Origin of the sequence: Paracoccus aminophilus JCM 7686, from assembly GCF_000444995.1 — a bacterium.
GTDB classification, from domain to species: domain Bacteria; phylum Pseudomonadota; class Alphaproteobacteria; order Rhodobacterales; family Rhodobacteraceae; genus Paracoccus; species Paracoccus aminophilus.
Map to the genome: position 1 here is coordinate 369,326 of NC_022041.1, position 25,504 is coordinate 394,829.

General features: G+C 66.6%; 23 protein-coding genes. 7 read left to right on the forward strand and 16 right to left on the reverse strand.

What is annotated here, in order from left to right:
* Positions 1-93: 93 nt before the first annotated feature.
* On the forward strand, positions 94-681 hold the full coding sequence (gene msrA, locus JCM7686_RS01910) for a peptide-methionine (S)-S-oxide reductase MsrA (protein WP_020949176.1): 588 nt from the start codon (positions 94-96) through the stop codon (positions 679-681).
* Entirely contained in the window at positions 681-1,550 is an 870-nt protein-coding gene (locus JCM7686_RS01915; RefSeq protein WP_020949177.1) for a 50S ribosomal protein L11 methyltransferase, read from the forward strand. The genes msrA and JCM7686_RS01915 overlap by 1 nt, the downstream gene beginning before the upstream one ends.
* A gap of 231 nt (positions 1,551-1,781) precedes the next feature.
* Here JCM7686_RS01915 and JCM7686_RS01920 read toward each other — a convergent pair whose 3' ends face one another.
* Entirely contained in the window at positions 1,782-1,976 is a 195-nt protein-coding gene (locus tag JCM7686_RS01920) for a DUF1127 domain-containing protein (protein WP_041527505.1), read from the reverse strand.
* Between the two features lie 227 nt (positions 1,977-2,203).
* Positions 2,204-2,929, reverse strand: coding sequence for a 16S rRNA (uracil(1498)-N(3))-methyltransferase (locus JCM7686_RS01925; protein WP_020949179.1), 726 nt, complete (start codon positions 2,927-2,929; stop codon positions 2,204-2,206).
* Positions 2,930-2,941: 12 nt separating this feature from the next.
* On the opposite strand from JCM7686_RS01925, the gene ubiA reads away from it, so the two are divergent.
* The 3 genes from ubiA to JCM7686_RS01940 all read left to right on the forward strand — a co-directional run bounded on the left by ubiA (position 2,942) and on the right by JCM7686_RS01940 (position 7,215).
* Positions 2,942-3,889, forward strand: a complete 948-nt coding sequence (gene ubiA, locus JCM7686_RS01930) for a 4-hydroxybenzoate octaprenyltransferase (RefSeq protein ID WP_020949180.1) — start codon at positions 2,942-2,944, stop codon at positions 3,887-3,889.
* A gap of 62 nt (positions 3,890-3,951) precedes the next feature.
* Positions 3,952-6,801, forward strand: a complete 2,850-nt coding sequence (locus JCM7686_RS23260) for an OmpA family protein (RefSeq protein ID WP_020949181.1) — start codon at positions 3,952-3,954, stop codon at positions 6,799-6,801.
* A gap of 69 nt (positions 6,802-6,870) precedes the next feature.
* Positions 6,871-7,215, forward strand: coding sequence for a hypothetical protein (locus JCM7686_RS01940; protein ID WP_020949182.1), 345 nt, complete (start codon positions 6,871-6,873; stop codon positions 7,213-7,215).
* Between the two features lie 102 nt (positions 7,216-7,317).
* On the opposite strand, the gene JCM7686_RS01945 is transcribed toward JCM7686_RS01940, so the two are convergent.
* From JCM7686_RS01945 to JCM7686_RS01965, 5 genes are all read right to left on the reverse strand, one after another.
* Positions 7,318-8,502, reverse strand: coding sequence for an amino acid aminotransferase (locus JCM7686_RS01945; protein ID WP_020949183.1), 1,185 nt, complete (start codon positions 8,500-8,502; stop codon positions 7,318-7,320).
* On the reverse strand, positions 8,502-9,353 hold the full coding sequence (sseA, locus tag JCM7686_RS01950; protein ID WP_020949184.1) for a 3-mercaptopyruvate sulfurtransferase: 852 nt from the start codon (positions 9,351-9,353) through the stop codon (positions 8,502-8,504). Before sseA ends, JCM7686_RS01945 begins: the two co-directional genes overlap by 1 nt.
* A gap of 86 nt (positions 9,354-9,439) precedes the next feature.
* Positions 9,440-9,910 (reverse strand): SsrA-binding protein SmpB, encoded by a 471-nt coding sequence (smpB, locus tag JCM7686_RS01955; protein ID WP_020949185.1) that lies wholly within the window; start codon positions 9,908-9,910, stop codon positions 9,440-9,442.
* A gap of 90 nt (positions 9,911-10,000) precedes the next feature.
* The gene (locus JCM7686_RS01960; protein ID WP_020949186.1) at positions 10,001-10,420 is read right to left on the reverse strand and encodes a DMT family transporter; all 420 of its coding nucleotides are present in this window, start codon (positions 10,418-10,420) and stop codon (positions 10,001-10,003) included.
* 2 nt (positions 10,421-10,422) lie between these two features.
* Complete coding sequence (locus JCM7686_RS01965) at positions 10,423-10,953, reverse strand: DMT family transporter (RefSeq protein WP_051201499.1); 531 nt, start codon at positions 10,951-10,953, stop codon at positions 10,423-10,425.
* A 129-nt stretch (positions 10,954-11,082) separates the two neighbouring features.
* Between JCM7686_RS01965 and JCM7686_RS01970 the strand changes: the two genes are divergently transcribed.
* A complete protein-coding gene (locus JCM7686_RS01970; protein ID WP_020949187.1) occupies positions 11,083-12,750 on the forward strand; it encodes a thiamine pyrophosphate-binding protein in 1,668 nt (555 codons plus the stop codon).
* Between the two features lie 2 nt (positions 12,751-12,752).
* Here JCM7686_RS01970 and JCM7686_RS01975 read toward each other — a convergent pair whose 3' ends face one another.
* The 7 genes from JCM7686_RS01975 to JCM7686_RS02005 all read right to left on the reverse strand — a co-directional run bounded on the left by JCM7686_RS01975 (position 12,753) and on the right by JCM7686_RS02005 (position 21,377).
* On the reverse strand, positions 12,753-14,168 hold the full coding sequence (locus JCM7686_RS01975; RefSeq protein ID WP_020949188.1) for an inorganic phosphate transporter: 1,416 nt from the start codon (positions 14,166-14,168) through the stop codon (positions 12,753-12,755).
* Between the two features lie 9 nt (positions 14,169-14,177).
* Positions 14,178-14,639: an NUDIX hydrolase gene (locus JCM7686_RS01980; RefSeq protein WP_148292565.1), complete on the reverse strand. Its 462-nt coding sequence runs from the start codon at positions 14,637-14,639 to the stop codon at positions 14,178-14,180.
* Positions 14,636-15,070 carry an alternative ribosome rescue aminoacyl-tRNA hydrolase ArfB gene (arfB, locus tag JCM7686_RS01985; RefSeq protein ID WP_020949190.1) on the reverse strand — a complete coding sequence of 145 codons (435 nt, stop codon included), beginning with the start codon at positions 15,068-15,070 and terminating at the stop codon, positions 14,636-14,638. The genes JCM7686_RS01980 and arfB overlap by 4 nt, the downstream gene beginning before the upstream one ends.
* Before the next feature lie 67 nt (positions 15,071-15,137).
* Positions 15,138-17,192: a penicillin-binding protein 1C gene (pbpC, locus tag JCM7686_RS01990; RefSeq protein WP_041527068.1), complete on the reverse strand. Its 2,055-nt coding sequence runs from the start codon at positions 17,190-17,192 to the stop codon at positions 15,138-15,140.
* Positions 17,193-17,314: 122 nt separating this feature from the next.
* Complete coding sequence (locus JCM7686_RS01995; RefSeq protein WP_020949192.1) at positions 17,315-18,499, reverse strand: YcjF family protein; 1,185 nt, start codon at positions 18,497-18,499, stop codon at positions 17,315-17,317.
* A 10-nt stretch (positions 18,500-18,509) separates the two neighbouring features.
* Positions 18,510-19,880: a YcjX family GTP-binding protein gene (locus JCM7686_RS02000; protein WP_020949193.1), complete on the reverse strand. Its 1,371-nt coding sequence runs from the start codon at positions 19,878-19,880 to the stop codon at positions 18,510-18,512.
* Between the two features lie 117 nt (positions 19,881-19,997).
* On the reverse strand, positions 19,998-21,377 hold the full coding sequence (locus JCM7686_RS02005) for a calcium-binding protein (RefSeq protein ID WP_041527069.1): 1,380 nt from the start codon (positions 21,375-21,377) through the stop codon (positions 19,998-20,000).
* A 115-nt stretch (positions 21,378-21,492) separates the two neighbouring features.
* On the opposite strand from JCM7686_RS02005, the gene hrpB reads away from it, so the two are divergent.
* Entirely contained in the window at positions 21,493-23,913 is a 2,421-nt protein-coding gene (gene hrpB / locus JCM7686_RS02010; RefSeq protein WP_020949194.1) for an ATP-dependent helicase HrpB, read from the forward strand.
* A gap of 39 nt (positions 23,914-23,952) precedes the next feature.
* Here the strand turns inward: hrpB and JCM7686_RS02015 are convergent, their stop codons facing one another.
* Positions 23,953-24,504 carry an HdeD family acid-resistance protein gene (locus tag JCM7686_RS02015; protein ID WP_020949196.1) on the reverse strand — a complete coding sequence of 184 codons (552 nt, stop codon included), beginning with the start codon at positions 24,502-24,504 and terminating at the stop codon, positions 23,953-23,955.
* A gap of 66 nt (positions 24,505-24,570) precedes the next feature.
* Positions 24,571-25,488: a methionyl-tRNA formyltransferase gene (fmt, locus tag JCM7686_RS02020; protein WP_020949197.1), complete on the reverse strand. Its 918-nt coding sequence runs from the start codon at positions 25,486-25,488 to the stop codon at positions 24,571-24,573.
* Between the last annotated feature and the right edge of the window lie 16 nt (positions 25,489-25,504).

The following is a 25,504-nucleotide window of genomic DNA, read 5'->3' on the forward strand; positions in this document are numbered from 1 at the left end:
CGGCAATTCCTCGGGGGTTATTTCCGAACGACGTTGCACATCGCCCGATCTGCACCTACCTGTTTCGAACAAAACCAGAAGGATTTGCGACCGATGACAACACCCATTCACCGCATTTTCGGCCGGCCGCTCGACGCGCCGGTGCCGCAGGGCTTTGACCAGATCCTCATCGGCATGGGCTGCTATTGGGGGGTGGAGCGCCTGTTCTGGGAGCAAGAGGGCGTCTGGATGACCTCGGTCGGCTTTGCCGGTGGCCATGTCGACAATCCGACCTATAAACAGGTCTGCACCGGCCAGACCGGCCATGCCGAGGTCGTGCGCGTGGTCTATGACAGCTCGCGCCTGAGCACGGACCGGCTGATGCAGATCTTCTGGGAAAACCACAACCCGACGCAGGGCAACCGTCAGGGCAATGATGTCGGCGATCAATATCGCTCGCTTTTGATGTATTACAACGACAACCAGCGTGCGATCGCCGAAGCCTCGAAGATCGACTTCGACAACCGGCTGGCCGTGGCGGGTTTTCCGAAAATCACCACCCAGATCCTGCCCGCCTCGACCTATTGGCTCGCGCCCGAGGAAGATCATCAGCAATATCTCGATCGCCACCCGGACGGCTATTGCGCGTTGCGCGGGACCGGTGTTCAGTCGCCGCTCACTGAAAGACGCGAGGAGATCTGATGCCGACCTGGACCGCATTGTCGCAGACAAACGGCCGCGATGCCGCTGAAACCATTGCCGAGCTGGCCGAGGATCTGACCCCCGAGCCCGTCGGCACCGGGGTTTTCGAGATCGAGGACGGTTCGAATCGCTGGGAAGTCGGCGTCTATTTCACCGAGGCGCCGGATGAGATCGGGCTGGCGCTGCTGGCGGTTGCGCATGGCGCCGATCCTTTCGTGATCTCGGAACTGCCCGAGGTTGATTGGGTCGCGCATGTCAAACGCGAGCTCAGCCCGGTCGAGGCCGGTCAGTTCTTCGTCCATGGCAGCCATGATGCCGACAAGATCCCGGAAGGCGCCGAGGCGCTGCTGATCGAGGCCGCGATGGCCTTTGGCACCGGCCATCACAACACCACCAAGGGCTGCCTTCTGGCGCTCGATCGGCTGGTGAAAGAGGGCAAGAGCTTCGAGCGCATCGCCGATATCGGCGCGGGCACGGCGGTTCTCGCCATGGCGGCGGCGCGGGTCTTCCCGGTCGTGGTCGCGGCGGGCGACATCGACCCGGTCGCGGTCGATACGGCGCGGGCGAATGTGATGGCCAATGGCCTCGACGGGCGGGTCGAATGTGTCGAGGCGGTGGGGTTCGATCATCCGCTGCTGGAACGCGCCGCGCCTTATGATCTCGTGTTCGCCAATATCCTGAAGCAGCCGCTGATTGATCTCGCGCCCGATATGGCGCGCTATATCGGCAAGGGCGGCAAGGCGATTCTGTCGGGCATCCTGACGACTCAGGCGGAAGAGGTGATTGCCGCCTATCAGGCGCATCATTTCGCGCTCGATCATCGCGATGATCTCGGCGAATGGACGGTTCTGGTCGTCACCCGCATCTAAGCCGCGCGGGTTGCGCGGCCTTTTGGGTATTTGGATGATGAAGAAATCGGGCTTGGTTCGCCTTCGGGCGGGCTGAGCCGGGTTACCGTGCGTGGCGTGGCTGTTCAGAGCCTGGGCTGGCTACGTCGCGACGGGAAGCTGCAACGGGCATAGTTGGGGCTGAAAAAGAAAAAGGCCCCATCCGGGTTCGCCGGGGGGGCCGTTCTCAAAGCGGGTGTGTTCCGCCGGGGATTAGCGATGAAGCGCAACCCGGTCGATATCGCCGCGGACGAGGCCGATATCATCGAGCTCACGGTCCGTCAGACGGTTCAGCGCATTGCGCGTCGTGCGGGCGTCGTTCCACGAGGAAACAGCCGCAACAAGTTTCGAAACAAAACCAGCTTCGCGCGTCCCGCCAAGGACGCGGTTCGTGTCAATTGCCGACATCATCTCACCTATTTCTGTAAATTGCCCGATCAGCGGGCGTTTGCTTGATGAAGCGGATATAGGACGAGCATTCGGCGAAGGATAGGCCGGGGCGGGCAAGTCAGCTATGCAGCGGCTGCATAAGCTGCCGAATTCATTAAACTTTTACCTGCTCGCGTTTCCGAGAGCAAGGCAAGAAAGTTACGAAATTCTGCGGCGCAGCATTGGAATCTGTCTGTGACGTGGGGTCAAACCCCGTTCCAATCGCCCAAATGGCTTTGCCACAGGGTAATGGCTGCAACCGCCGCGGTATCGGCGCGCAGGATGCGCGGGCCGAGGCTGATGCGGGTCACGAAGGAAAGTGCAGACAATTGTTGCCTTTCTGCATCGGACCAGCCGCCCTCGGGGCCGATCAGAATGGCCCAGGGGCCTCGCGGCAGGGTCGACAACGTCTCGGCGGGGCCTGCGAGGGCCTCATCTGCCCAGAGAATCCGGCGAATCGGGTCCCAGCCTGACAAAAGGCGCGAGAGGGGCGTCAGATCGCCGACCTCGGGGACAAAGGTGCCGCCGCATTGTTCGGCCGCCTCGACCGCATGGGCCTGCAGGCGGTCCTGACGGATGCGCTCGGAATTGGTGTGGTCGGTCTGGATGGGCAGGATGCGGGCCGCGCCAAGCTCGGTCGCCTTTTCGACGATGAAATCGGTGCGCGCTTTCTTGATCGGCGCAAAGAGGAGCCAGAGGTCCGGAGGATTGCGCTGCGGCGCGGTTTGGGTCTCGGCGATCAGATCTCCGCCGCGTTTGGCCATGCGGGTGATCCGCGCCAGCCATTCGCCGTCCTGCCCGTTGAAGACGAGAATCTCGTCGTCCGGGCCAAGGCGCATGACGCTGCCGAGATAATGAGCCTGATCCGGAGTGAGGGCGATGCCTTGTCCCGGGGCGAGTGGGTGATCTATGAAAAGCCTGACTTTTGCCATGAGGGCAACTTAATGCAGACCACACGCCAGATACCAGATGCCGTCGCAGATGCTCCCAAGGACAATTGGGTCGATCTTTATGCCCCGCCGGGCTGGAGGCCGTGGTTGCGGCTGTCGCGCGCCGATCGCCCGATCGGGACCTGGCTGTTGCTGTTGCCCTGTTATTTCGGCATCGGGCTGGCGATGATCGCGACCGGGCCTTTGTGGTTCGATCTGTGGATCGTCCTGGCCTGCACCCTTGGCGCGGCGGTGATGCGCGGTGCTGGCTGCACCTGGAACGACATCACCGACCGCCATATCGACGGCAGCGTTGAGCGCACCCGGCTGCGACCGATCCCGTCCGGGCAGGTCAGCCTGCGCGGCGCGGTGCTGTGGATGATCCTTCAGGCCCTCGTCGGGCTGGTGATCCTGCTGACGCTTGGGCGCGCGGCGATCATCATGGGGGTGATCTCGCTGGTGCCGGTTCTGGTCTATCCCTTCGCCAAACGCTTCACCTGGTGGCCGCAGGTCTTTCTGGGCACCGCCTTTAACTGGGGCGTCATGTTGGCTTGGGCCGCGCATACCGGCTCGATGTCGGTGGTGCCGGTGGTCGCCTGGCTCGCCGGGATCTGCTGGACGGTCTTTTATGACACGATCTACGCCCATCAGGATGCCGAGGATGATGCGCTGATCGGGGTGAAATCGACCGCGCTCTATTTCGGCGAGGACTCGCCGCGCTGGCTTTTGGGCTTTGCCGTGGCGACGGTGGCGCTGACGACGCTGGCGGTTTGGGCGGCTGGACCCGAAGGTGTCGCGGCGGTTGTGGCCTTTGGCGGTGTCGCCGGTTTCGCCCTTCATCTGGCTTGGCAGCTTGGCCGGTTTGATCAACACAACAATCAACTCTGCTTGAGATTGTTCCGCTCGAACCGGGATGCCGGGCTTTTCCTTGCCTTCTGCCTCGGGCTCGCCGGGCTGCTGTGATTGCGATCTGGGGGCTTTGCCGTTAAACCTGCCGGATTGGAAACAGCCGGAGGGCTTGCCGCATGAGCGAGGCGCCCAAAGAGACCAGATCCCCCGCCGACGGCCGAAAGCCCCGCTCACGGGTGGCGCGCGGTCTGGCCAGCGTGGTGGCGCTTGCGGCGGCGGGTGCGCTGTCGGTCTATGCCGCGATTGCCGCGGTGGGCTTTCTCGAAGAGCGGCGGGTCGATCAGGCGCAGGCCGCGCTGGAAACGGCGGGCTTTGATTGGGTCAGCGTCGAGGGCAGCGGCCTTCAGCTGCATCTGCGCGGCACCGCTCCTGATGAGGCCAAGCGCTTCCGCGCGCTGACGCTGGCCGAGGGGGCGATCGACGGCGGTCAGGTCATCGACGAGATGGAGGTCGCGCCGGTTCAGGCGGTGAAGGCGCCCGATTTCAGCGTTGAGCTGCTGCGCAATGACGAGGGCGTTTCGGTCATCGGGCTAGTGCCCGCCAGCATCGACCGCGACAAGGTGGTCGAGCGGCTGACCAAGACCACCGGCGGCGCCAAGGTCACCGATCTGCTTGAGACCGCCGATTACGCCGTGCCGCAAAGCTGGCAGTCGAGCTTTGATTTCGGCCTGCGCGCCGCCGAGATTGCGCGCCGGGCCAAGGTCTCGATCGCGACCGGGCGGGTCGTCGTGACGGCGATTGCCGATTCGCGCGAAGATAAGGCCGCGATCGAGGCGGCTCTGCGCCGCGCCAAGCCTGCCGATGTCGCGCTGACCACGAATATTTCCGCGCCGCGTCCGGTGATCTCTCCCTTCACTTTGCGCTTCGTCAAGGATGAGGATGGCGCGCGGTTCGATGCCTGCGCCGCCGATACCGAAGAGGCGCGTGGCCGGATTCTTGAAGCGGCCAAACGCGCCGGGCAAGCGGGGGCCTCGACCTGTCAGCTTGGTCTGGGCGCGCCCTCGAATGATTGGGCAAGCGCGGCGGTCGCGGCGATTGACGCGGTGACGGCGCTGAAGGGCGGGCAGGTGACGATGTCGGATACTGATATCGCGCTTCATGCGCCGGCGGGCACGCCTCAGGCGGAATTCGACGAGACGGTCGGGCGGTTGCAAGCGGCCTTGCCGCGGCTTTACAGCCTTACCGCGGTGATCGAGCAGGGCGGCCAGACCGAAGGGCCTGCCGAGTTCTCGGCGGTTTCGGATGCCAAGGGCCGCGTGGTTTTGCGCGGGCGCATCACCGATCAGCGGATGCGCGAGGCGGTCGAAAGCTTCGCGCGCTCGCGCTTTGGCCAGATCGACAGCGCGCTGCGGCTCGATCCCGATGTGCCAAGCGGCTGGACCGTGCGGGTGATTGCGGCGCTCGAAGGCATGGCCGAGCTCAAGAACGGCTCGGCTCGGGTCTCGCCCGATCTCATCCGCATCACCGGCAGTTCGGGCGATCAGACCGCCTCGGACAAGGCGGCGACCGCTTTGGCCGAGCGGCTGGGCGCGGGGGCGAATTACGAGCTGGCGATCCGCTATGACCGCCGCCTCGATCCGCTGCTTGGTCTGCCGAGCGGCGAGGAATGCGTCGATCGGTTGAACAACATCATGCAGGAATCGCTGATCGGTTTCGAGCCGAACAAGGCGGTGATCGCGGGCGATCCCGAGCCGACGCTGAAGGCTTTGGCCGAGGGGATGCAGGATTGCCAGGAGTTCCGCATCGAGCTGGGCGGGCATACCGATTCGCAGGGCTCGGATGCGTTCAATGCCGAGCTGTCGCGCAAACGGGCGCAGGTTGTGCTCGAGGCGATGACGAAACACGGCATCGACACCGCGCTGATGAGCGCCAAGGGCTACGGCGAAAGCCAGCCCATCGCCGATAATGCGACCGAGGCCGGGCGCGAGGCCAATCGCCGGATCGAGTTCAAGCTGCTTTCGGAAGCGCCGGTGCAGGATGCGCCCAAAGCGGTTCAGACCTTGTCTGGCGTGACCGAAGAGCTGCCCGAGGCCGAGACGCAAGGCCCAGAGCAGCCTGCCGCCTCTGGGGTCGCAGGCGAGGGGAACGGGCAGGCGTCTGGGACGCCGACCCCGCTTGCGCCGCCCCATGCCGAGGCCCAGCCGCCCGTCGCCGCCGAGGCCGCGCCGGACGAGCCTCAGGTGGGCGCGCCCCAAGCGGAAGAGCCGCTTTTGGCCGAGACCGATCGCCCGGCGCTTGATCCCGACAGTCAGGAATATGCGCTGATGGTCGCGACCATTCTGGTGACCGAGCTTGCTCAGTCGCAAGAGCTTGGTGGCGAGGGCATGCCCTTCGACACATTCGATGCCGAAGACGGTGGTCCTGATGGGCTGACAGCCGAGAACGACCTCGCCAATCCCGCAGCGGCAGAGGCCCCTCCGAAGCCTGAGGCGCAGCCAGAAGCGACCCCGGCGGCAGGGGGGAGCGCGGAAGCCGCTTCGGCGAGCGAGAGCTCTGCTGCGGCGACTGCAGGCGAAGAAAAGCCCTCGGCAGATCAGGCTGCATCTGATGGGGCCTCGCAGAACGCGAGCCAGCAGGATGGGGCCAAGCAGGACGCTGCACCCAATCAAAACGAGGGACAGCAAAGTGCTGACCCGCAAGCCGCCACGGGACAAGAAGGCGCAGGACAGGCAGAGACCGGGCAAGCCGAGACCGGACAGACAGAGCCCGTGCCGTCCGACACCGCTCAGGCCAACCCCGCGCAGACCTCTGGGGACGCAACCTCCGCTGCTCCCGGCCATGATGGTGCCGTCAGCCCCTATGCGGATCTGCGGGCCGAAGGTCTGCCGGATTTGTCGGGTGCGATTTACCACAGTGCTGAAGCGGCTCCGGTTGCGGGATTGGCGCAGGGCGAAACTGGCGCTAGCCTGCAGGTCCAGACCCCCGACGACACCACGCCGCGTCCGAAACCGCGCCCGACGCCGTAACCACGCCGTAAACCCGTAACGCCGACCGATAGCCGACCCTCAGCCGCCGACCCCTAGCCGACGAGCATCATGGACCGTACCAAATTCATCATTGCGACCGCGATCATCCTCTTCGCGGTGTTTATCCTCGGCTGGCTGGTCAGCTCGCTTTTGGCGCGGTTCAGCCGCGTGCCGGTGTCCGAGATGGATGAGGTCGAGCGGCTGTCGCAGCGGCTCCATGACGTCGAAAGCCAGCGCGACCGCGCCGTGACCGAGCTGGAAATGCGCGAGGCCGAGCTGACCGAGCGGCTGTCCCATACCTCAAGTGAGCTGCGCTCTGCCCTGGATGGGCTGCGCGACAGCCGCAATGAGATCGAAGAGCTGCGCGACTATATCGAGCGCAAGCTGGCCAAGAACCGCCAAAGCGGCGCCTGAGTCTTGCCGAGACCGCCCTGAAAAGCCGTGAAAACCCATGAAAAAGGCCCGCGAGACGCGGGCCTTTCGTTTTGGTCACTGCGGGTCACATCCCGGCCCGGATCAGATCCCGGCGTCGATGATCGCGCGGGCCAGAATCGGCACGCTGTCGGTGTTCAGACCGGCGATGTTCAGACGCGAATCGCCGACCAGATAGATCGCGAAGTCGCGTTTGATCAGCTCGACCTGCTCGGGCGTGGCACCGAGGCGCGAGAACATGCCGCGATGGGTCTCGATGAAGTCGAAGCGGTTCGAGCCCGAAAGCTCGCGCAGCTCGCCGGCCAGCTGGGCGCGGATCGCGAGCATCCCGTTGCGGACCTCTTCAAGCTCGGCTTTCCAATCGGCGGTCAGGCCTTCGTCGCCCAGAATCGTCGAGACGATGCGCGCGCCGTGATCGGGCGGGAAAGAGAAGGTCTGGCGGTTGAGGAAAGCCATCGCGCCCTGGGTCAAATCGCGCGCTTTCGCGTCATCGGTCAGCGCAAGCAGGATGCCCGAACGCTCGCGGTAGATGCCGAAGTTTTTCGAGCACGACGCCGCGATCAGCACTTCCGGAATGCGCGAGACGATGATGCGCGTGCCCTGCGCATCTTCCTCCAGACCATCGCCAAAGCCCTGATAGGCAAGGTCGATCATCGGGGTCGCACCAGTCTTGGCGATGATCTCGGCGACCTCATGCCATTGCTCAACCGTCAGGTTGGCGCCGGTCGGGTTGTGGCAGCAGCCATGCAGCAGGACGACATCGCCCTTCTTGGCCTTGGCGAGATCTTCCTTCATGCCCTCGAAATTCACGCCGCGGGTGGCGCTATCGAAATAGCGGTAGGAAATCGCCTCGACGCCCATCCATTTCAGGATCGAGGTGTGGTTGGGCCAGGTCGGGTCCGAATAGAAGACGCGCATCTCGGGGCTGCCCATGCGCGCGAGCTCAAAGCCCTGACGCAAGGCGCCGGTGCCGCCGACAGTGGCGAGGCTCGCAATGCGCGAGGCGTCGTAAAGATCGCCAAGGATCATCTTCGCCATGGCGTCGCGGTAGGCGGGCTCGCCTGCCAGCACGGTGTAGCTTTTCGAGGTCTCGGTTTCGAGCAGGCGACGCTCGGCCTCTTTGACCGCGCGCATGATCGGAGTGTGGCCAGTCGGATCCTTGTAGACACCGACGCCAAGGTCGATCTTGCCCTGACGGGTATCGGCCTTGAATTCGCCCATCAGGGCCAGAATTTTATCGGGATCTTGAGGTTTCAGATTCGACAGCATCACGCGTCTCCGGTTGCGATTTTAAGGTCCGGGAAGCTGCCCCATTCGGTCCAGCTTCCGTCGTAAAGCGAATTGTTGCGATGACCCATGCGCTCGAGCGCGAGGAAGAGGATCGCCGCGGTCACGCCCGAGCCGCAGGTGGTGATCGCCGGTTTCGACAGATCGACGCCTGCCGCCTCGAAAATCGCCTGCATCTCGGCGGGCGCTTTCATCGTGCCGTCCGGGTTGTATAGCAGCGTGAAGGGCACGTTTTTCGAGCCCGGAATATGGCCCGAGCGCAGGCCCGGACGCGGCTCGGCGACTTCCCCGCGGAACCGCTCGGCCGAGCGGGCGTCGATGATTTCGTGATCGCCGAGCTTCGAGGCCGCCGCGACTTGGGTCACATCACGGACCAGACCGGCCTGACGCTGCGCCGTCATATGGCGGTCGCGCAGGACCGGGGCCATATCCTCGACCGGGCGACCCTCGGCCTGCCATTTCGCCAGACCACCGTCCAGAACCGCGACATCGGTCTTGCCCATCAGGCGGAAGGTCCACCACACGCGCGGCGCAGATTGCGAACCGGCGCTGTTGTAGATCACGACCTGATGGCCGTCGCCGATGCCCATGGCGCGCATCCGGCTGACGAATTTCTCGGGCTGGGGCGCCATATGCGGCAGCTCGCTGCGGTGGTCCGAGATCTCGTCGATGTCGAAGAACCGCGCGCCGGGGATATGGTTGGCCTCATATTCGGCCCGGGCGTTGCGCGCCGGGTCCATGTGCCAGCTTGCATCAATGATGCGCAGATCGGGATCATTCAGATGAGCGGCCAGCCAATCTGTGGAAACCAAGGTCTTCGGATCATCGGACATGCGCAATCCCCCCGCAAAAGAAGCTTGGCCCGATGTAACGATCCGGCCGGGAGGCTGCAATGGAAAGCTGGCGAAAAGCGCGCGGCTCAGCCCTGTTTGAGCAGGCGCTGCTTTTGGCGGCCCCAGTCGCGCTTGGCATCGCTTTCGCGCTTGTCGTGGTTCTTCTTGCCTTTGGCCACGCCGATCTTGAGCTTCACCATGCCGCGGTCGTTGAAATACATGACCAGCGGGATCAGCGTCATGCCCTCGCGCCCGACCGCCTGCCAGAGCCGTGAGAGCTCCTTGCGCGAGACCAGCAGCTTGCGGCGGCGGCGTTCCTCGTGCCCGAAAACGCCCGCCTGCTTATAGGCGGCGATATAAGAGTTGATCAGCCAGAGCTCGCCATTCTCGGTCGAGGCATAGCTTTCGGCAATATTCGACTGGCCGGTGCGCAGGCTTTTCACCTCGGAGCCGGTCAGCACGATGCCCACCTCGAGATCGCTTTCGATGAAGTAATCGAAGCGCGCCCGGCGGTTCTCGGCGATGATCTTGTAATTCGGGTCGGATTTCGTGGCCATGATGGGTTTCAGATAGGGCCGGGCGGCGCGTCTGTAAAGGTGCCAGGGTGGCTTCGTCGCGTGGCGCGCCGCGGCTTTTCTGGGGGCGCGCTACTTGCGGCGGCTCCACCAGACGCCAGTCAGGATCAGCGCGACGCCGGCAAGACGCATCACCGTGCTGCCCGGGGTGGCGCGCAAAAGATCCATCGCGACACCCGAGAGCATCTGGCCCGCGACCAGAAGCCCGCTGGTCAGCGCCGCGCCCAGACGCGGGATGACCCAGCTGCCCCCCGCGATGAAGGCCACGCCGACCATGCCGCCAAGCCAGGCATAAAGCGGCGCCTCAGACGCGCCCTCGGGCCAGAAACTGCCCGCAACCAGCGTATAGGCCGCGAGCACCACCAGCCCGACCGCATGGTTCCAGAAGGACGAGGTCAGCGCCGTGCTCGACAGCGCCAGCCTGCCGTTGAGCTGGCGCGATAGGCTGACCAGCATTCCGGCGGCGAAGGCAAAGAGGATGAACATGCCCATGGTCAGCCCCGCGCGAAGATGATGAGAAGCGTGCCCGCGACGATCAGCGCCAGCGCGACCAGCTCGTTTTTCGAGGGTCGGCGGCGGGCCAGACCCATCATGCCGGTGGCGTCGAAGATCAGCGCCAGCACCAATTGGCCGACCAGCCCCAAAGCGAGCGTCCCGGTCAGCGCCAGCGCCGAATTCGCCGCGGCCGAGGTCAGAACCACCGTGATCGCACCCGAAACCCCGCCGAGATAGGCCCAAAGAGGTGCGCGCCTGCGGCCGGGTTGCGGCGTGCTCGCCGGGCGCGCCAGCCTCAGCGCGATCAGGGCAAGAACGGCGGTCAGCGTGCCGACGGCATGGGCGGTCAGCGATGAGAAAAGCGGGCTCGTCGCCCGGGCCATAGCGCTGTTTGACAGCAGCATCACCGTCAGCAGCGCGCCGGTTGCCAAAGCGGCGGTCAGCTCGAGCGGGCGCGGCGCGCGTGCGGCGCGTGCCGGGGCAGGGCTTGTCAAAACGGGATCAGCCGGGCGCGGATCGCGATTGGTCATGGCACATCCTTCAATCAGCCGCATCTGAACGCGCAAACCGGGCGAGAGGCAAGGGCTCGCTGACGCGTCAGGCGTTGTCATCGCGGGGCAGAACCGGCTAGCCATGAGGCGAAGCAGGGAGAGGCGATCATGCGGCACGGCGGGCAGATTCTGGTTCAGGCGCTGAAAGACAATGGCGTCACGCGGGTCTTTTCGGTTCCGGGCGAAAGCTTTCTCGCGGTGCTCGACGGGCTTTATTCTTCGGGAATCGAGAATATCGTCTGCCGTCAGGAAGGCGGCGCGGCGATGATGGCCGAGGCGGCGGGCAAGCTGACCGGGCGTCCCGGCATTGCCTTTGTCACGCGCGGGCCGGGGGCCACCAATGCGAGCGCGGGTGTGCATGTCGCCAAGCAGGATTCGACGCCGATGATCCTCTTCGTCGGCCAGATCGCGCGCGGTGATCGCGACCGCGAAGCTTTCCAAGAGGTCGATTATCGCGCGTTTTTCGGCGGGATCGCGAAATGGGTGGCGGAGATCGACCAGACCGAGCGCATCCCCGAATATCTCGCCCGCGCCTTCCAGCTTGCGACCAGCGGGCGGTCCGGCCCGGTGGTGCTGGCTTTGCCCGAGGATATGCTCTCGGCCCGCGCCGAAGTCGCCGATCTTGCCCCGGCGCGCGCGCCTTTGCCCGCGGTGGCTGACAGTTCGGTCACCGCGATTGCCGAGGCTTTGGCCGGGGCCGAGCGCCCGCTGGTCGTGCCCGGAGGCTCGGTCTGGTCGCAGCAGGCGGCGGATGATCTGGCGGCTTTCGCGGCGAGATGGGGCCTGCCGGTCGCGGTGCCCTTCCGCCGCCAAGGCCATATGGACAATGACCACCCGAATTATGTCGGCGATCTTGGGGTGGGGATGAACCCGGCCTTGGGGCAGGCGCTCGCGCGTGCCGATTGCATCCTCTCGCTTGGCTCGCGCCTCGGCGATACGCTCACGCGCGGCTATGAGCTGATGACCCCCGCGCGCGCCCATGCCCGGGTCATCCATGTCCATCCCGCGCCAGACGAGCTTGGCCATCTCTGGCGGCCCGACCCCGGGCTGGTCGCCGATCCGCAGGCGGTCCTGCGCGCCTTGGCCACGCTGCCCGCGCCCGAGGCCCGGCGCTGGGACGGCTGGACCCGCGACCTTCGCGCCAATTACGAGGCCTGGCAAAAGCCCAAAGCCACCCCCGGCGCGGTGAAGATGGAAGAAATCGTGCTCTGGCTTTCGGCCAATCTGCCGCCCGATACGATCGTGACGAATGGCGCGGGCAATTATGCCGCGTTCCTGCACCGCTATTACCGCTTCCGCCGCTTCGGCACGCAGCTTGCGCCGACCTCGGGCTCGATGGGTTACGGTCTGCCCGCCGCGATTTCGGCCAAGATCGCCCATCCCGAGCGGGTCGTCGTCTGCCTTGCGGGCGATGGTTGTTTGCAGATGACGGTGAACGAGCTTTCGACCGCGGCGCAATATGGTGCGGCGGTGATCGTGATCGTTGCCAACAACGGGCGCTACGGCACGATCCGGATGCATCAGGAAAAGCACTATCCGGGCCGCGTCTCGGGGACCGATCTCGCCAATCCCGATTTCGCGGCGCTCGCCCGCGCCTATGGCGGGCATGGCGAGAGGGTCGAGAATGGCGCGGATTTCGAGGGCGCTTTCGCGCGGGCGCAGGCGGCGGGCACGCTCGCGCTGATCGAGCTGCGTCTCGATCCCGAGGCTCTGACCACCGGCGCGACGCTTGCCGAGACGCGCGCGCAGGGCGAGGCCGCGCAGAACCGCGCCTGAGCCTAGCCGATCACCCAGGCGAGGGCTGCGGCCAGCGCGGCTGCCGCTGGCACGGTGATCAGCCAAGCGCCGAAGACCGTGCGCATATGCGAGCGGCGCACCAGATTGCGGCGGCGGCTTTCCTCGAGCGGCAGCGGCGCGCGCAGCTTGGCCAAGCGGCGGTCGCGCCATTCGCGGTAAAAGCCGACGCCGAAGACGCCGCCAATCGCGACATGGGTGGTCGAGACTGGCAGCCCGGCCAAGGAGGCGCCCAGCACCGTGATCGCGGTCGCGACCGAGACGCAAAGCGCGCGGTTCGGGTTCAGCCGCGTGATGCTGCTGCCAACCATATGGACCAGCCTGCGCCCGAAGAGCACGGCGCCGGCGGCGATGCCAAGCCCGGCCAGCAGCGGCGTCCAGCTGGCGGCCTGCGCACCGGGCCCTTCGGCATTCGCGAGAATGGCGGTCAAGGGCGCGACGATATTCGAGGCATCGTTCGAGCCATGGGCAAAGCCCATCATCAGCGCGGCTGCGGCCAGCGGCAGGCCCAAAATGACCTTGAGCGCCACGCGAGAGCCGGTGTGCAGCGCGATCTGGCGCGCGACGGAATGGCGCGCATAGCCTGCCGCCACCAGCGCAATCGCGCCCGAAATCGTCAAGGCAATCGGCAGATCAAGCCGCAGCGGCAGCGTGATCATCAGCCCGAACAAAAGCCCCATGACCGCGAGAATACCCGGCAACCACAGCCGCGCGGCCTCTAGCCGGTCGGCGCGGTCGTAGATCACCGCCCGAAACAGCGCGAGCAGCAGCGCGGCGAGAACGCCCGACACCACCGGCGAGATGATCCAGCCCGCCGCAATCATCGCCATGCCCGACCAATGCACCGACTGCCAGCCATAGACCGTGATGCCCGCGCCCATGATCGCGCCGACGATCGAATGGGTCGTGCTGACCGGGGCATTGGCCCAGGTGGCAAGGCTGATCCAGGTCGCCGCCGCCAGAAGCGCGGCCAGCATGATATGGGCCGAGGCATTTCCATCCGGGCCAAGCGCGGGCAGGATGATGCCATCCGCCAGCCGATCCGTGACCGGCGCTCCGGCCAGCACGGCGCCGAGGATCTGCATCAGCCCGACCAGCAACAGGCCGGAGGTCATGCCGATCGCGCCCGCGCCCACGGCGGGGCCAAGCGAGTTCGCCACGTCATTCGCGCCGATCGACAGCGCAAGATAGGCCGCAACCGCAACTCCCGCGACGATCAGCCCAAGCGAGGGATGGTTGCCGAAGACCCCGAATGTGATGACGGCGGCCACCGCGATGAACAGCGCAGCCGCCCCCAGCCGGATCACCGGCCGCACCGAGACAAGGCTGGCGTGTTCCGCGTAGGTGACGCGGCCGAGGTCCTTGTCCAGAACACGGAATTCACGTTTCTCTTTCGTCATTCCAGGATGTTACCGCGACGGGCTGAAAACCGGGAGCGACAAAAGCAGCTTCTTGAGACCGGATTCATCGACGAGCGCCGCAGCATGTTCTGGCGTGAACCAGTCGCGATTGCGCTGATCGGCCTCGGGGAATTTGCGGCGGAGCGCGTCGACATCAATGCGGAAAACCTTGACCTCGACCGGAATGGCGAAGCCGCGATCTTGCAGCTTGTCATAGCGATACGAGCCGATTTCATCTGGGCTCAGCGTGCCGCGAACTCCGGCCTCTTCCCAGGCTTCCTGCGCCGCCGCTTCGCCAAGCGTGCGGCCCTCCATCGGCCAGCCCTTGGGGATGATCCAGCGCCCGGTCCCGCGCGAGGTGATGAGCAGGACCTTCCCGGTCGCGGGATCGACGCAAAGCGCCGCCACCTGCAACGAGGAGGGCCGCCGCCCCAGCATCCGCCCCAGCTTTTCGCGCAGCTGGTCCATCATTCGACCGGATCCCCCGAGGTCGGGATGCGGCCGCGCATGGATTTCACCTGTCCGCGAATCGTCTTGCCGTCGAGCCGGCGGCGCTGGCTGCCAAGCGTCGGGCGGGTGGCGATGCGGCGTTTCGGGGCTTTCAGCGCCTCGCGGATCAGCTCGGCCAGACGTTCACGCGCCAGCTCGCGGTTGCGGGTCTGCGAGCGGGTTTCCTGCGCCAGAATCACGATGGCCCCGTCCAGCGTCCAGCGCCGCCCGGCCAGACGGCGCAGGCGGGTCTTGACGGCGGGGCTCAGATGCGGCGAACGCTCGGCCTCGAACCGCAGCTCGACTGCGGTCTCGACCTTGTTCACATTCTGCCCGCCCGGTCCCTGAGACCGGGTGAACTGCTCGCTGAGCTCCCATTCCTGAATGGTGATCTGATCGTCGATGCGCAACATGAACCGAATATGTAGCGATTTTCCCTCAAGGAAAGGTTAAAGCGACATTGCACGCGTGTTTGATCGCTTAGTGAAGCCGGATTGCCGCGCTCGCCGAGGCTCCATCGGCGTCAATGACCGTCAGACGTGCAAAACCCGGCCCCGGATTCGCAATGCTTGCACTCGGTTGCATTTGCGCAACCGCAGCGGGTGCTCCGTTGACAAGGAACGTATAGGGCGCGCGTCCGCCCCGCGCCTTGGCGGTGATTGCAGCGGTCGTGTCCAGCTCGGCCCCGTCCGGCGGGAAGGTGAATTGCAGCGCATCGGGCGCCGAGGGCCGCGCGGCGGTGGCGCTGGCCTGACCGGCCTGCGCAAAGCGGCGCAGCGGCAGCGGCAAAGCGGCATTCGGCACAGTGAGCGTCTCGGGCGGCGGCGGGGGCAAAGCGATCACCGGCAGAATGTCGAAGAGATCGAAGAGCACCGGCGCGGCCAATTCGCCGCCAAAGGCACCCGGCACCGGCGTGCCATCGGGGCGCCCCATCCAGACCGCCGCGACATAGCCGCCGTTATAGCCCACCGCCAGCGCATCGCGGTTGCCGTAAGAGGTGCCGGTCTTCCAGGCGACGCGGCCTGAAGGCGTGCCGGTCGGCGGCAGGCCCTGCGACATGATATTCGTGACCTGCCAGGCGGCGACGCGACCAAACATCGGCGTCAGCATCGGCTGGGACTGGCCCGGCTGGACCGAGAGCGTGATCCCGGTGCCGCCGCGCGCCAGCGCCGCATAGCCGGTCGCGAGCTCTTCAAGCGTGACGCCCGCGCCGCCAAGCGTGATCGCAAGGCCCGGGGTCGCGCCCTGCATCCGCAGATGGATGCCGCCGCGTTCAAGCGTCTGGGCAATGCGGACCGGGCCGACCTCTTGCGCGAGCTTCACCACCGGAATGTTCAGCGACCAGATCAGCGCCTGACGCAGAGTGACCGTGCCGCGAAACTTGTTGTCGAAGTTCTGGGGCTGCCAGCTGCCGAAGGCGGTCGGGCGGTCTTCGATCAGGGTCTCGGGATGGGCAATGCCATCGTCAAAGGCCAGCCCATAGACGAAGGGCTTCAAGGTCGAGCCGGGCGAGCGCACCGCCTGAGTCATGTCGATGAAGCCCGCCGATTGCCCGGCGGTCCATTCGGCGGTGCCGACTTCGGCCAGAATCTCGCCGCTGCGGTGATCGGCCAGCACCAGCGCCGCCGAGACCTTCTGGCCCTGCGCGCGGGAGGCTTTCGCAATCAGCGCCTCGGCCCGGCGCTGGATGCGCGGATCAATCGTCGTCTCGATGCGAAGCGCGCCGGGATTGGCGCGCACCAGCCGCGCGGCCAGCAGCGGCGCGACCGAGGGGAAGGCACGCCGGATCGTCGGCACCGGCTCGGCCATCGCAGCCTCGGCATCGCCTTGGCTGATCACCCCCGCCTCGGCGGCCGTCGCCAGCACCCGGTCGCGTGCGATCTTGGCCAGCTCGGGGCGGCGGTCGGGGCGACGGCGCTCGGGCGATTGCGGCAGCGCGACCAGAAGCGCGGCCTGCGCCGGGGTCAGCCGTCGCGGCTCTTTGCCGAACCACAGAAGCGAGGCCGCGCGCACGCCTTCGACATTGGCACCATAGGGGGCGAGGCGCAGGTAAAGATCCATGATCTGCGCCTTCGACAGATGACGCTCCAGCGCCAAGGCCAGCCGCATCTGGCGCAGTTTGCCCTGCCATTCGCCGGTCGGGCCCTCTTCCAGCAGGCGCGCGACCTGCATGGTCAGGGTCGAGCCGCCCGAGACGATGCGGCCATGCGTCACCGCCTGCCCGGCGGCGCGCAGGATCGCCATGGGATCGACCCCGGCATGATCCTCGAAGCGGCGGTCCTCCCAGGCGGTCAGCATCTTGATGAGCAAGGGATCGACCGCGCCCGGCGCGAGCCGCCAGCGCCCATCCGCCACCTGAAACGCCCGCATGAGCGAGCCGTCGCGCGCCAGAACCTCGGTGCCGACCGCGACATCGAGCACCGGCAGCTCGGTCCGGTCGACCCAACCGTCAAAGGCATCGCGCAGCCCGCCCCCGAAAAACGCCACGGCGGCGAGGGCGAAAACGATGCGGGAAAAGCGGCGCGAATTGATCATATCCCCGCCGTGATAGCCCGAGCGGTCCGGGCAGGGTAGGGGCCTTTTGCGCCACCCCTTGCATCTCTTCGTGACCACGGGGCGGCGCGATGGGCCGCGCCCACAGCTTGGGGCTGCGGAGCTTATTCGTCGGGGCGGCGCGGGCGCGTGGGGGCGGGCGCGTCCTCGCCGAAAAGCCCCTTCAACCCGCGCGAAACCAGATTGCCGACGCGGGGCCGGGGCTGGTGGATGAAGGGCAGGGGACGGCAGACCTCCATCGCGGCGACGCCCACGCGCGCGGTCAGCGCGCCGTTCACCACGCCCTCGCCAAAGCGCTTGCTGACCTTGGCCAGCAGCCCGCCGCCGGCGACGGTATGGATCAGATCATCGCCCGCCGCGACCGCCCCTGTGGCAACCAGATGGGCCATGACCGTGCGCGCCAGACGCCAACTCCCGACCGCGCCGGCGCGCCCGCCATAGATCTCGGCCATGCGGCGGATCATGCGCAGGTTGGCCGCCAGCGCCGCGATCACATCGGCCAAAGCCAGCGGGATCAGCGCGGTGGCTGCGGCGACCGTGCGGGCGGCGGCCTCGATCTCGCGCCGGGCCTGCTGGTCGAGATCGGCGAGAAGCTGGGTCTCGGCCAGCGAAAGCAGGCTCTGGGCATCAAAGGATTCGCCCTGACGCTCGGCCAGATATTTGCGCCCGCCCGCGAGTTCGGGCCGGTTGACGTAAAGCGCCGAGAGATGGTTTGCCACCTTTTGCGCCGATTTCAGATCGCCGGTGGCGAGCGCCGCGACCGCCTCGCGGTTGACCTGATCGATGCGGGCAAAGCGGTGCCAGGCGCGGTATTCGCGCCAAGCCATCAGCAAGGCCGCCACGGCAAAGAGCGCAAACAGCGCGGTGCCGATCCAGCCGAGCAGCGGATAGGTGGTGAGCAGGTTCGAGATGAACCGCATCGCCGCGACCGAAAGGAGGAAGGTGAAGAGCGCGACCCCGGTGTTGAGGAAAAACCGCGTCAGCCGCGAGGGGCCGCCGCCGATGATCCGCGTCACCAGCTTCATCGTCTGGGGCTGAGGATGGTTATAGCCGCCATCGTCGATCTGGGGCGCGTCGGCGGGCGAGGGCAAGCTCGGCTCGGTTGGGCGCGGCGTGCGGCGGTGGCGCGTGTCGCGGTAATCGGCCCCCGGATCAGCGGGCTCGCCTGCGGCTGCCGGGGGCTCGGAGGCCTGCAAATGCGGCGCGCTGGTGGCGGGGCGGGGCGTGGGCTCGGCGGCGGGATGCTCGATCAGGACCGGGCCGCGCCGCTTGGGGGTGTCATCTGTCATCGCGCGGTCCTCAGATCCGGTCGCCAATCAGGAATTCCGCCGCCCGGTCCAGCCGGATATGCGGAGGCCCGTCGCCCGGGCGTAAGGTATTGGGGGCAGGCGCGAAATCCATGATCGCATAATCTGCATCCAGCCATTCCGAGGCGCCTTGCCGCGCCGGGGCGAGCAGCTCGGCGGGGTTGAGTGGCAGCTCGCCGGGATAGAAGGCGGCTTGGCGCCCGTCCATCAGCGTGCCGCGCACGGCGGGCAGCTCCTCGCCCGCTTGCGAGATCATCTCTTCGGTGGTGCAGCGCAGCGAGGCGATCGACATGGCCTCTGTCCGCGCGCCCGCGAAATCGGCGCGGTCACGGGCATCGCGCAGCATGGCCGAGGTGATATTCGTCAGGCGCGGGTGCTGGACATGGTTGAGATGGTCGGCCTTGGTCGCGGCAAAGAGAATGCGCTCGACCCGGCGCGTGCCCAGAAGCTGCGAGAGCCAGCCCGAGCGCCCAGGCCGGAAGGCCGAGAGGATATCGCCCATGACGCGGCGCATATCCTCGACCGCGCGCGGCCCGGCATGGATCGCGCCCAAGACATCCATCAACACCACCTGCCGGTCGAGCCGGGCGAAATGGTCGCGAAAGAAGGGCTTCACCACCCGCGCCTTATAGGCGGCATAGCGGCGCGCGAATTCGCGATAGACCGCGCCTTCCGCGAATTCATGGGGCAGGGGCGCAAAGGTCAGCGCGGGAGAGCCCACCATTTCGCCCGGCATGAGGAAGCGCCCCGGGGTGCAATCCGACCAGCCCGCCGCCCGCGCCGCGCGCAGATGATCGGTATAGCCGGTGGTCAGCCTCTGGGCGATCTCCTCGGAGAAGGGCACGCCCGGGCCGGTGGCGCGGACAAGGTCGAAGTAATCCTCGGCGCGGGGACGACCCTCCATCCGGTCGAGCACCTCGGCTGACCATTCGGGGAAGCTCTTGTCCATCAAGCGCAGATCCAGCAGCCATTCGCCGGGATAGTCGATGATGTCGAGATGCAGGTTCTGCTGGCCCCGCATCCCCGCGATCAGCCCGCGCGGCTGGACGCGCAGCGAGAGGCGCATCTCGCTGACATGGCGCGTGCCTTCCGGCCAATGCGGATCGGGGCCGGTCATCTCGGCGAGATGGCGCTCGAATTCGAAACGCGGGATGGTGTCATCGGGCTGGGGTTGCAGCCAAGCCGCCTTGATCGCGCCGTCCGAGGCCGCGCGCAGCCCCGGCATCCGCCCGCGGTCGAGCAGATTGGCGACGAGCGAGGTGATGAACACCGTCTTGCCCGCACGCGAGAGCCCCGTGACCCCCAGCCGCAGGACCGGATCGGAAAGGCCGAGGCCCTGCATCAGATCGTCGGCAATGCCCATCCTGTCCTCTCCGCTGTCCTGTGCCGCTAACTTACTGAGGAAACGCGGCTTGGGACAGATAGGTCCGGCGCGGGCAGAGTTTTAGGGGCTGCGCCGAACGAGACAGGGGAGCGCGCCTCAGGCGATGAAGCGCTCGAAGGGGTTGATGACGACATCCAGATCGCCCCGCGCCACCGGATTTCCGGCAAAGTCGGTGTAATACGTCTCGGTATCGCCTTGGAATTGGCTGACCTCGAGACCAAAGCGCAGGCCGGTCGCCCCTTCCAGACGCAGCACGGTTTCCCCGCCCAGCCGGATCTCGGTCGTGCCGTCCTGCTCGACGATGCCGAGATGGGCGAGGTCATTGGTGCCCGGCCCGGTGGTCGCGCCCAGATCCTCGGGACGGCAGTTGATGCGCAGCCAATCTTCGCCCGCAGTGAAGTCGGTCACGATGCTGGTGTGGCCCGCCTGCACGAAACCGTCGAGCGTATCCGCCCCCGCGCCGCCCGTGACCGTATCGGCCAGATCGAAGCGGATCAGATCATTGCCATCGCCGCCATCGAGGCGGTCATTGGTCGAGCCGATATGCCATTCAAAGCGATCCTGCGCGGTCATTGCCACATCCGCGACCGAGAAATTCCCGATCAGCGTGTCATTCCCAGCCCCGCCCAACAGGGTCGAGCCCTCTTCGCTATCGGTCCGATACAGGTTGGTGCGCAGATAATCATTGCCTGCGCCGCCATCCGCCCGCGTGCCGGGATCAACATAAAGCCGGTCCGCCCCGGCATTGCCGCGAAAATCCATGCCCGTGCCGAGATGGAAGGTGTTGCCGTCGTCGTCGTCGCCCCGGCCGAACAACCGGTCGTCGCGGTCGAGATGGATCATGCTATCGGTCACGCCATGCAGGACTATCCGATCCGCGCCCGCGCCGCCATCGACGTCGTAGTGCTGCCCGCTCAGATGGATGACGTCATCGCCATCGCCGCCCAGAAGATAGCCGCCATTGCCTTCGGCGCGCAGCGTGTCATCGCCCGCACCACCGCGCAGGACGGCGTCGCGCGGCCATGGATGCTGCGGCGCGCCGTCGGGATGCAGGATCAGCAGGTCATTGCCCTCATCGCCGCCAAGATCGAGGCCCTCGCCGTGACCGATCAACGTGTCATTGCCCGTACCGCCACGCCCGACGAAAAGACCATCGACTCCGCCCGGCGGATAGGGCCCGTACTCGGTGTTCCACGATCCACCTTGGTCATGGGATGGGCTCCAAAAATAGCCGCCGTCGCCGGTGAAAACCGTCGCGTGATCTTCGACGCCGGTCAGCTCGATCCGGTCATCGCCGCCCAACCCATCGACATAGCCCGAGCTGCCTTCGGGGTTGGTCAGCTGGTCATCGCCCTCGGTCGGCGCACTCGGTTCCGGCTCGGGCGTCGCGGGCGTGTCGTCATCGTCGCCTTGAAAGACAGAGGCGAGCGCGGCGGCGCCAAGCGGTATCAGAAAAAGCAGGAGAAATCCGTTCATTAGAGCCTCGGGCTGGCAGGTGGTGGGGTCGGTTCGCCGCGACGATGTCACGCTTTCGTGAGCCGCACAAAGGGTTCCGCTTCCCGCCGCGCCTGTCCTTTGCGATAAGGCCCTCATGACACAGTCCCTGCCCATCGAAGCCGTGATCCCCGACCTCTGCGCCGCTCTGGCCCAGCATGGCCGCGCCGTGCTGGTCGCGCCGCCCGGCGCGGGCAAGACGACGCGCGTGCCTCTGGCGCTGATGGCGCAGATCACGGGCAAGATCCTGATGCTCGAACCCCGCCGCCTTGCCGCCCGCGCCGCCGCCGAGCGGCTGGCCGAGCAATTGGGCGAGGCGCTTGGCCAAAGCGTCGGCTACCGCATTCGCGGCGAAAGCGTGGCGGGCGCGCGGATCGAGGTCGTGACCGAGGGCATTCTGACCCGGATGATCCAATCGGACGCGAGCCTCGACGGCATCGGCTGCGTGATCTTCGACGAATTCCACGAGCGCAGCCTCAACGCCGATCTGGGCCTTGCGCTGGCCTGGGAGGCGCGCGGCGCGCTGCGCCCGGATCTGGCGCTTCTGGTCATGTCGGCGACGCTTGATGCCGAGCCGGTGGCCGCTTTGCTTGACGACGCGCCGGTGATCCGCTCGGAAGGGCGCGCCTTCCCGGTCGAGACCCGCTGGCTGGCCCGCCCGCTGCCTGCAGGGGCGCGGATCGTGCCCGAGGCCGCGCGCCTGATCCGCGAGGCCGAGCTTGAGACCCGCGCCGATCCCGGCGGCACGATTCTGGCCTTTCTGCCGGGCGAGGGCGAGATCCACCGCGTTGCCGCCGCGCTAAGCGATCTGCCTGCCGAGATCCTGCCGTTGTTCGGCGCGATGGAGTTCAAGGCGCAACGCGCGGCCATGGCGCCGCCGGGGGCCAAGCGGCGCATCGTGCTCGCGACCTCGATCGCGGAAACCTCGCTGACGCTGCCGGGCGTCAAGGTCGTCGTGGATGCGGGCCGGGCGCGGCGCGCGCGCTTTGATCCCGGTTCGGGCATGTCGCGGCTGGTGACCGAACGCGTCAGCCGCGCCGAGGCCGAGCAGCGGCGCGGCCGCGCGGGTCGGGTCGCGCCGGGGATCTGCTATCGTCTCTGGGCCCGCGCCGAAGAGGGCGCGCTGCCCGCTTTCGCCCCGCCCGAAATCGCGGTGGCCGATCTGGCCGGGTTGGCGCTGGAGCTCGCCGCCTGGGGCTCGGACGGCAGCGATCTCGCTTTCCTGACCCCGCCGCCCGAAGGCGCCTTGGCCGAGGCGCGCGCGCTGTTGCAAGGCCTCGGCGCGCTGGATGCGGGGCTGCGCATTACCGCGCATGGCAAGGCCTTGGCGGCGCTACCGCTGCATCCACGCCTAGGCCATATGCTCTTGCGCGCAGGCAAGGGGGCCGCCGATCTCGCGGCGCTGCTGGCGGAACGCGATCCGTTGAAAGGCGCGCCCTCGGATCTCAGCCTGCGCCTTGCCGCGATCCGCGATCCCTCGGGCTACGGTGCGCGCCACCCCCATGAGGTCAACCGCGCCACGATCCAGCGCATCCGCGACGAGGCCAAGCGCCTGCGCAGCCTCGCGCCAGAGCGTGCCGCGCTGCCCCCCGGCGCGATGGCGGCTTTGGCTTATCCCGACCGCATCGGCCTGCGCCGCAAGGGCGACGAGCCGCGCTATGTCCTCTCGGGCGGCAAGGGCGCCTTTCTCGATCCCGGCGACGGGCTGGCGCGCGCGCGGCTGATCATCGCCACTGATCTCGACGGAGACCAACGCGAGGCCCGCATCCGCATGGCCGTGGCTCTCGACGAGGCCGATCTGCGCGCGCTCTTCGCCGATCAGATCGCGCTGGTCGAAAGCGTGGAATGGTCGAAACGCGAGGGCCGGGTGCTGGCGCGGCTTCAGGAACGTCTGGGCGCGCTGGTGCTGACCGACCGCGCGCTTGAAACGCCAAGCCCCGAGGCTTTGGCCCGCGCCGCTTTCGACGGGCTGCGCCAGACCGGCCTGAGCTGGAGCCCGGCCGCCGCCCGTCTGCGCGCCCGCATCGCCTTGATGCCGGAACTCGGCGCGGTTGACGACGAGAGCCTGCTCGCCGATCCCGACTGGCTGCTGCCCTATCTGGGGAAGGCGCGGACCCAAAGCGATCTGCGCAGCCTCGATTTGCTGGAAGCGCTGAAGGCGCGGATTGGCTGGGACGGTCAGCGTCGGCTGGATGAGGCCACGCCCGCCCATTTCACGACCCCGCTTGGGCGCAAGGTGCCGGTCGATTACGACCATGAAACCCCGAGCATCGAGCTGCGCCTGCAAGAGCTCTTCGGTCTGGCCCGCCATCCGATGATCGGCAATCGCCCGCTACGGATCACCATGCTCTCGCCCGGAGGCAAGCCCATCGCGGTGACGACCGATCTGCCGGGCTTTTGGAAGGGCGGTTACGCCGATGTCCGCCGCGATATGCGTGGGCGCTACCCGCGCCATCCCTGGCCCGAGGACCCGCTCGAGGCCGATCCGACGGTCAGGGCCAAGCCGCGCGGGACATAAACCCCGCGCGGGCGTTCAGGCTCAGGTACAACCTCAGGCTCAGGCAGTCTTGAACTTGCGCACGCGGAACGACAGCACGATCATCGTGATCCCGGCCAGCAAGGCGAAAATCCCGAAAAGCCAGGTCAGGCTGAGAATGCCGCTGACCGGCATGGCAAAGAGCAAGACCCCCCAGATCACCATCAGAATGCCGCTCAGACCCAGAGCCCATTCGCCCTCGATCTCGTGTCGCAGCTTGATGGCCGCGATCAGGCGCAGGATGCCGACAACCACTGCCCAGGCGCCGATCCAGAACAGAATGGCCAGCGCCGTCGCGATCGGCCAGAAGATCGCCATCAGACCGATGATGATCGAGAGCGCCCCATCAATCAGCCAGCTCCACCAGCGGTCATCGCTGCCCTTGCGGCGAAAGCCGACGATGATCGCCATGACCCCGTCGACCAGGGCGTAAATCCCGAAGGTCAGCAGCAGGACATAGGCGGTCAGACCGGGGTAAAACAGCGCGATCAGGCCGAAGATGACGGCGGCAATGCCGCGGATCAGCAACACCCACCAGTAATCGGCAAAGGCGCGCAATGCTTGATTTTCCATGGAAAAGACCTTTCGACAGCGAAATATCTCGGGTCAAGCGCAGGACGCGCGGAATGGTTCCCGATCTCAGCCGAGCCGTTCGGGCAAATCCAGACCGCGCAGGATTTCTGCAACACCCATCGGCTTCTTGCCCTCGCGCTGCGCCTGAAGGATCTCGACCGCGCCCGAGCCGCAGGCGATGGTGAACCCGTCCAGAACCGTGCCCGGCGCGCCCAGAACCGCGTCCGAACCCTCCGCCAACCGCGAGCGCAAAAGCTTCACCCGCTCGCCCGCAATCAACGTCCAGGCCCCGGGGAAGGGCGAGAGGCCACGGATCTGGCGATCGACCTCCTGCGCCGAGCGGCTCCAATCAATCGCAGCCTCGGCCTTGTCGATTTTGGCGGCATAGGTCACGCCCGCCTCGGCCTGCGCCACCGCCTGCCAGCGCTCGCCAGACGCCAGCCGGCCCAGCACATCGCCAATCAACGCCGCGCCCAGATCCGACAGCCGGTCATGCAGATCCGCCGTGGTCTCTTCGGCACCAATCGCCACCCGCGCCTCGGCCAGCACCGGCCCGGTATCGAGCCCCGCCTCCATTTGCATGATCGCAACCCCGGTCTCGGCATCGCCAGAGAGGATCGCGCGATGGATCGGCGCTGCCCCGCGCCAACGCGGCAAAAGCGAGGCATGGATGTTCAGGCAACCAAGCTTCGGCGCATCCAAAATCACCTGCGGCAGGATCAGCCCATAAGCCACGACCACCGCAATATTCGCCTGAAACGCCGCGAAATCGGCCTGATCTTCGGGTGATTTCAACCTTTCGGGATGCATGACCCGCAGCCCGAGCTCTTCCGCCGCCCGCTGAATCGCAGAGGGGCGCGGCTTCTGCCCGCGCCCGGCAGCGCGCGGCGGCTGGCTATAGACCGCGACGACCTCATGTTCGGCGGCAATGGCACGCAGCGCCGGGACCGAGAAATCCGGCGTTCCCATGAAAATCACGCGCATCCTGACCCCTTCGCCC

Bases quoted from the DNA above. Each gene is read 5' to 3' on its own strand.
- JCM7686_RS02015 (WP_020949196.1), bottom strand. From the start codon at position 24,504: ATGGAAAATCAAGCATTGCGCGCCTTTGCCGATTACTGGTGGGTGTTG.
- JCM7686_RS01945 (WP_020949183.1), bottom strand. From the start codon at position 8,502: ATGCTGTCGAATCTGAAACCTCAAGATCCCGATAAAATTCTGGCCCTG.
- JCM7686_RS01970 (WP_020949187.1), top strand. From the start codon at position 11,083: ATGCGGCACGGCGGGCAGATTCTGGTTCAGGCGCTGAAAGACAATGGC.
- JCM7686_RS01920 (WP_041527505.1), bottom strand. From the start codon at position 1,976: ATGTCGGCAATTGACACGAACCGCGTCCTTGGCGGGACGCGCGAAGCT.
- hrpB (WP_020949194.1), top strand. From the start codon at position 21,493: ATGACACAGTCCCTGCCCATCGAAGCCGTGATCCCCGACCTCTGCGCC.
- sseA (WP_020949184.1), bottom strand. From the start codon at position 9,353: ATGTCCGATGATCCGAAGACCTTGGTTTCCACAGATTGGCTGGCCGCT.
- msrA (WP_020949176.1), top strand. From the start codon at position 94: ATGACAACACCCATTCACCGCATTTTCGGCCGGCCGCTCGACGCGCCG.
- JCM7686_RS01960 (WP_020949186.1), bottom strand. From the start codon at position 10,420: ATGGGCATGTTCATCCTCTTTGCCTTCGCCGCCGGAATGCTGGTCAGC.
- JCM7686_RS01965 (WP_051201499.1), bottom strand. From the start codon at position 10,953: ATGACCAATCGCGATCCGCGCCCGGCTGATCCCGTTTTGACAAGCCCT.
- arfB (WP_020949190.1), bottom strand. From the start codon at position 15,070: ATGTTGCGCATCGACGATCAGATCACCATTCAGGAATGGGAGCTCAGC.
- JCM7686_RS01975 (WP_020949188.1), bottom strand. From the start codon at position 14,168: ATGACGAAAGAGAAACGTGAATTCCGTGTTCTGGACAAGGACCTCGGC.
- JCM7686_RS01915 (WP_020949177.1), top strand. From the start codon at position 681: ATGCCGACCTGGACCGCATTGTCGCAGACAAACGGCCGCGATGCCGCT.
- JCM7686_RS01980 (WP_148292565.1), bottom strand. From the start codon at position 14,639: ATGATGGACCAGCTGCGCGAAAAGCTGGGGCGGATGCTGGGGCGGCGG.
- JCM7686_RS01940 (WP_020949182.1), top strand. From the start codon at position 6,871: ATGGACCGTACCAAATTCATCATTGCGACCGCGATCATCCTCTTCGCG.
- fmt (WP_020949197.1), bottom strand. From the start codon at position 25,488: ATGCGCGTGATTTTCATGGGAACGCCGGATTTCTCGGTCCCGGCGCTG.
- JCM7686_RS01925 (WP_020949179.1), bottom strand. From the start codon at position 2,929: ATGGCAAAAGTCAGGCTTTTCATAGATCACCCACTCGCCCCGGGACAA.
- JCM7686_RS01995 (WP_020949192.1), bottom strand. From the start codon at position 18,499: ATGACAGATGACACCCCCAAGCGGCGCGGCCCGGTCCTGATCGAGCAT.
- smpB (WP_020949185.1), bottom strand. From the start codon at position 9,910: ATGGCCACGAAATCCGACCCGAATTACAAGATCATCGCCGAGAACCGC.
- JCM7686_RS02005 (WP_041527069.1), bottom strand. From the start codon at position 21,377: ATGAACGGATTTCTCCTGCTTTTTCTGATACCGCTTGGCGCCGCCGCG.
- JCM7686_RS02000 (WP_020949193.1), bottom strand. From the start codon at position 19,880: ATGGGCATTGCCGACGATCTGATGCAGGGCCTCGGCCTTTCCGATCCG.
- pbpC (WP_041527068.1), bottom strand. From the start codon at position 17,192: ATGATCAATTCGCGCCGCTTTTCCCGCATCGTTTTCGCCCTCGCCGCC.
- ubiA (WP_020949180.1), top strand. From the start codon at position 2,942: ATGCAGACCACACGCCAGATACCAGATGCCGTCGCAGATGCTCCCAAG.
- JCM7686_RS23260 (WP_020949181.1), top strand. From the start codon at position 3,952: ATGAGCGAGGCGCCCAAAGAGACCAGATCCCCCGCCGACGGCCGAAAG.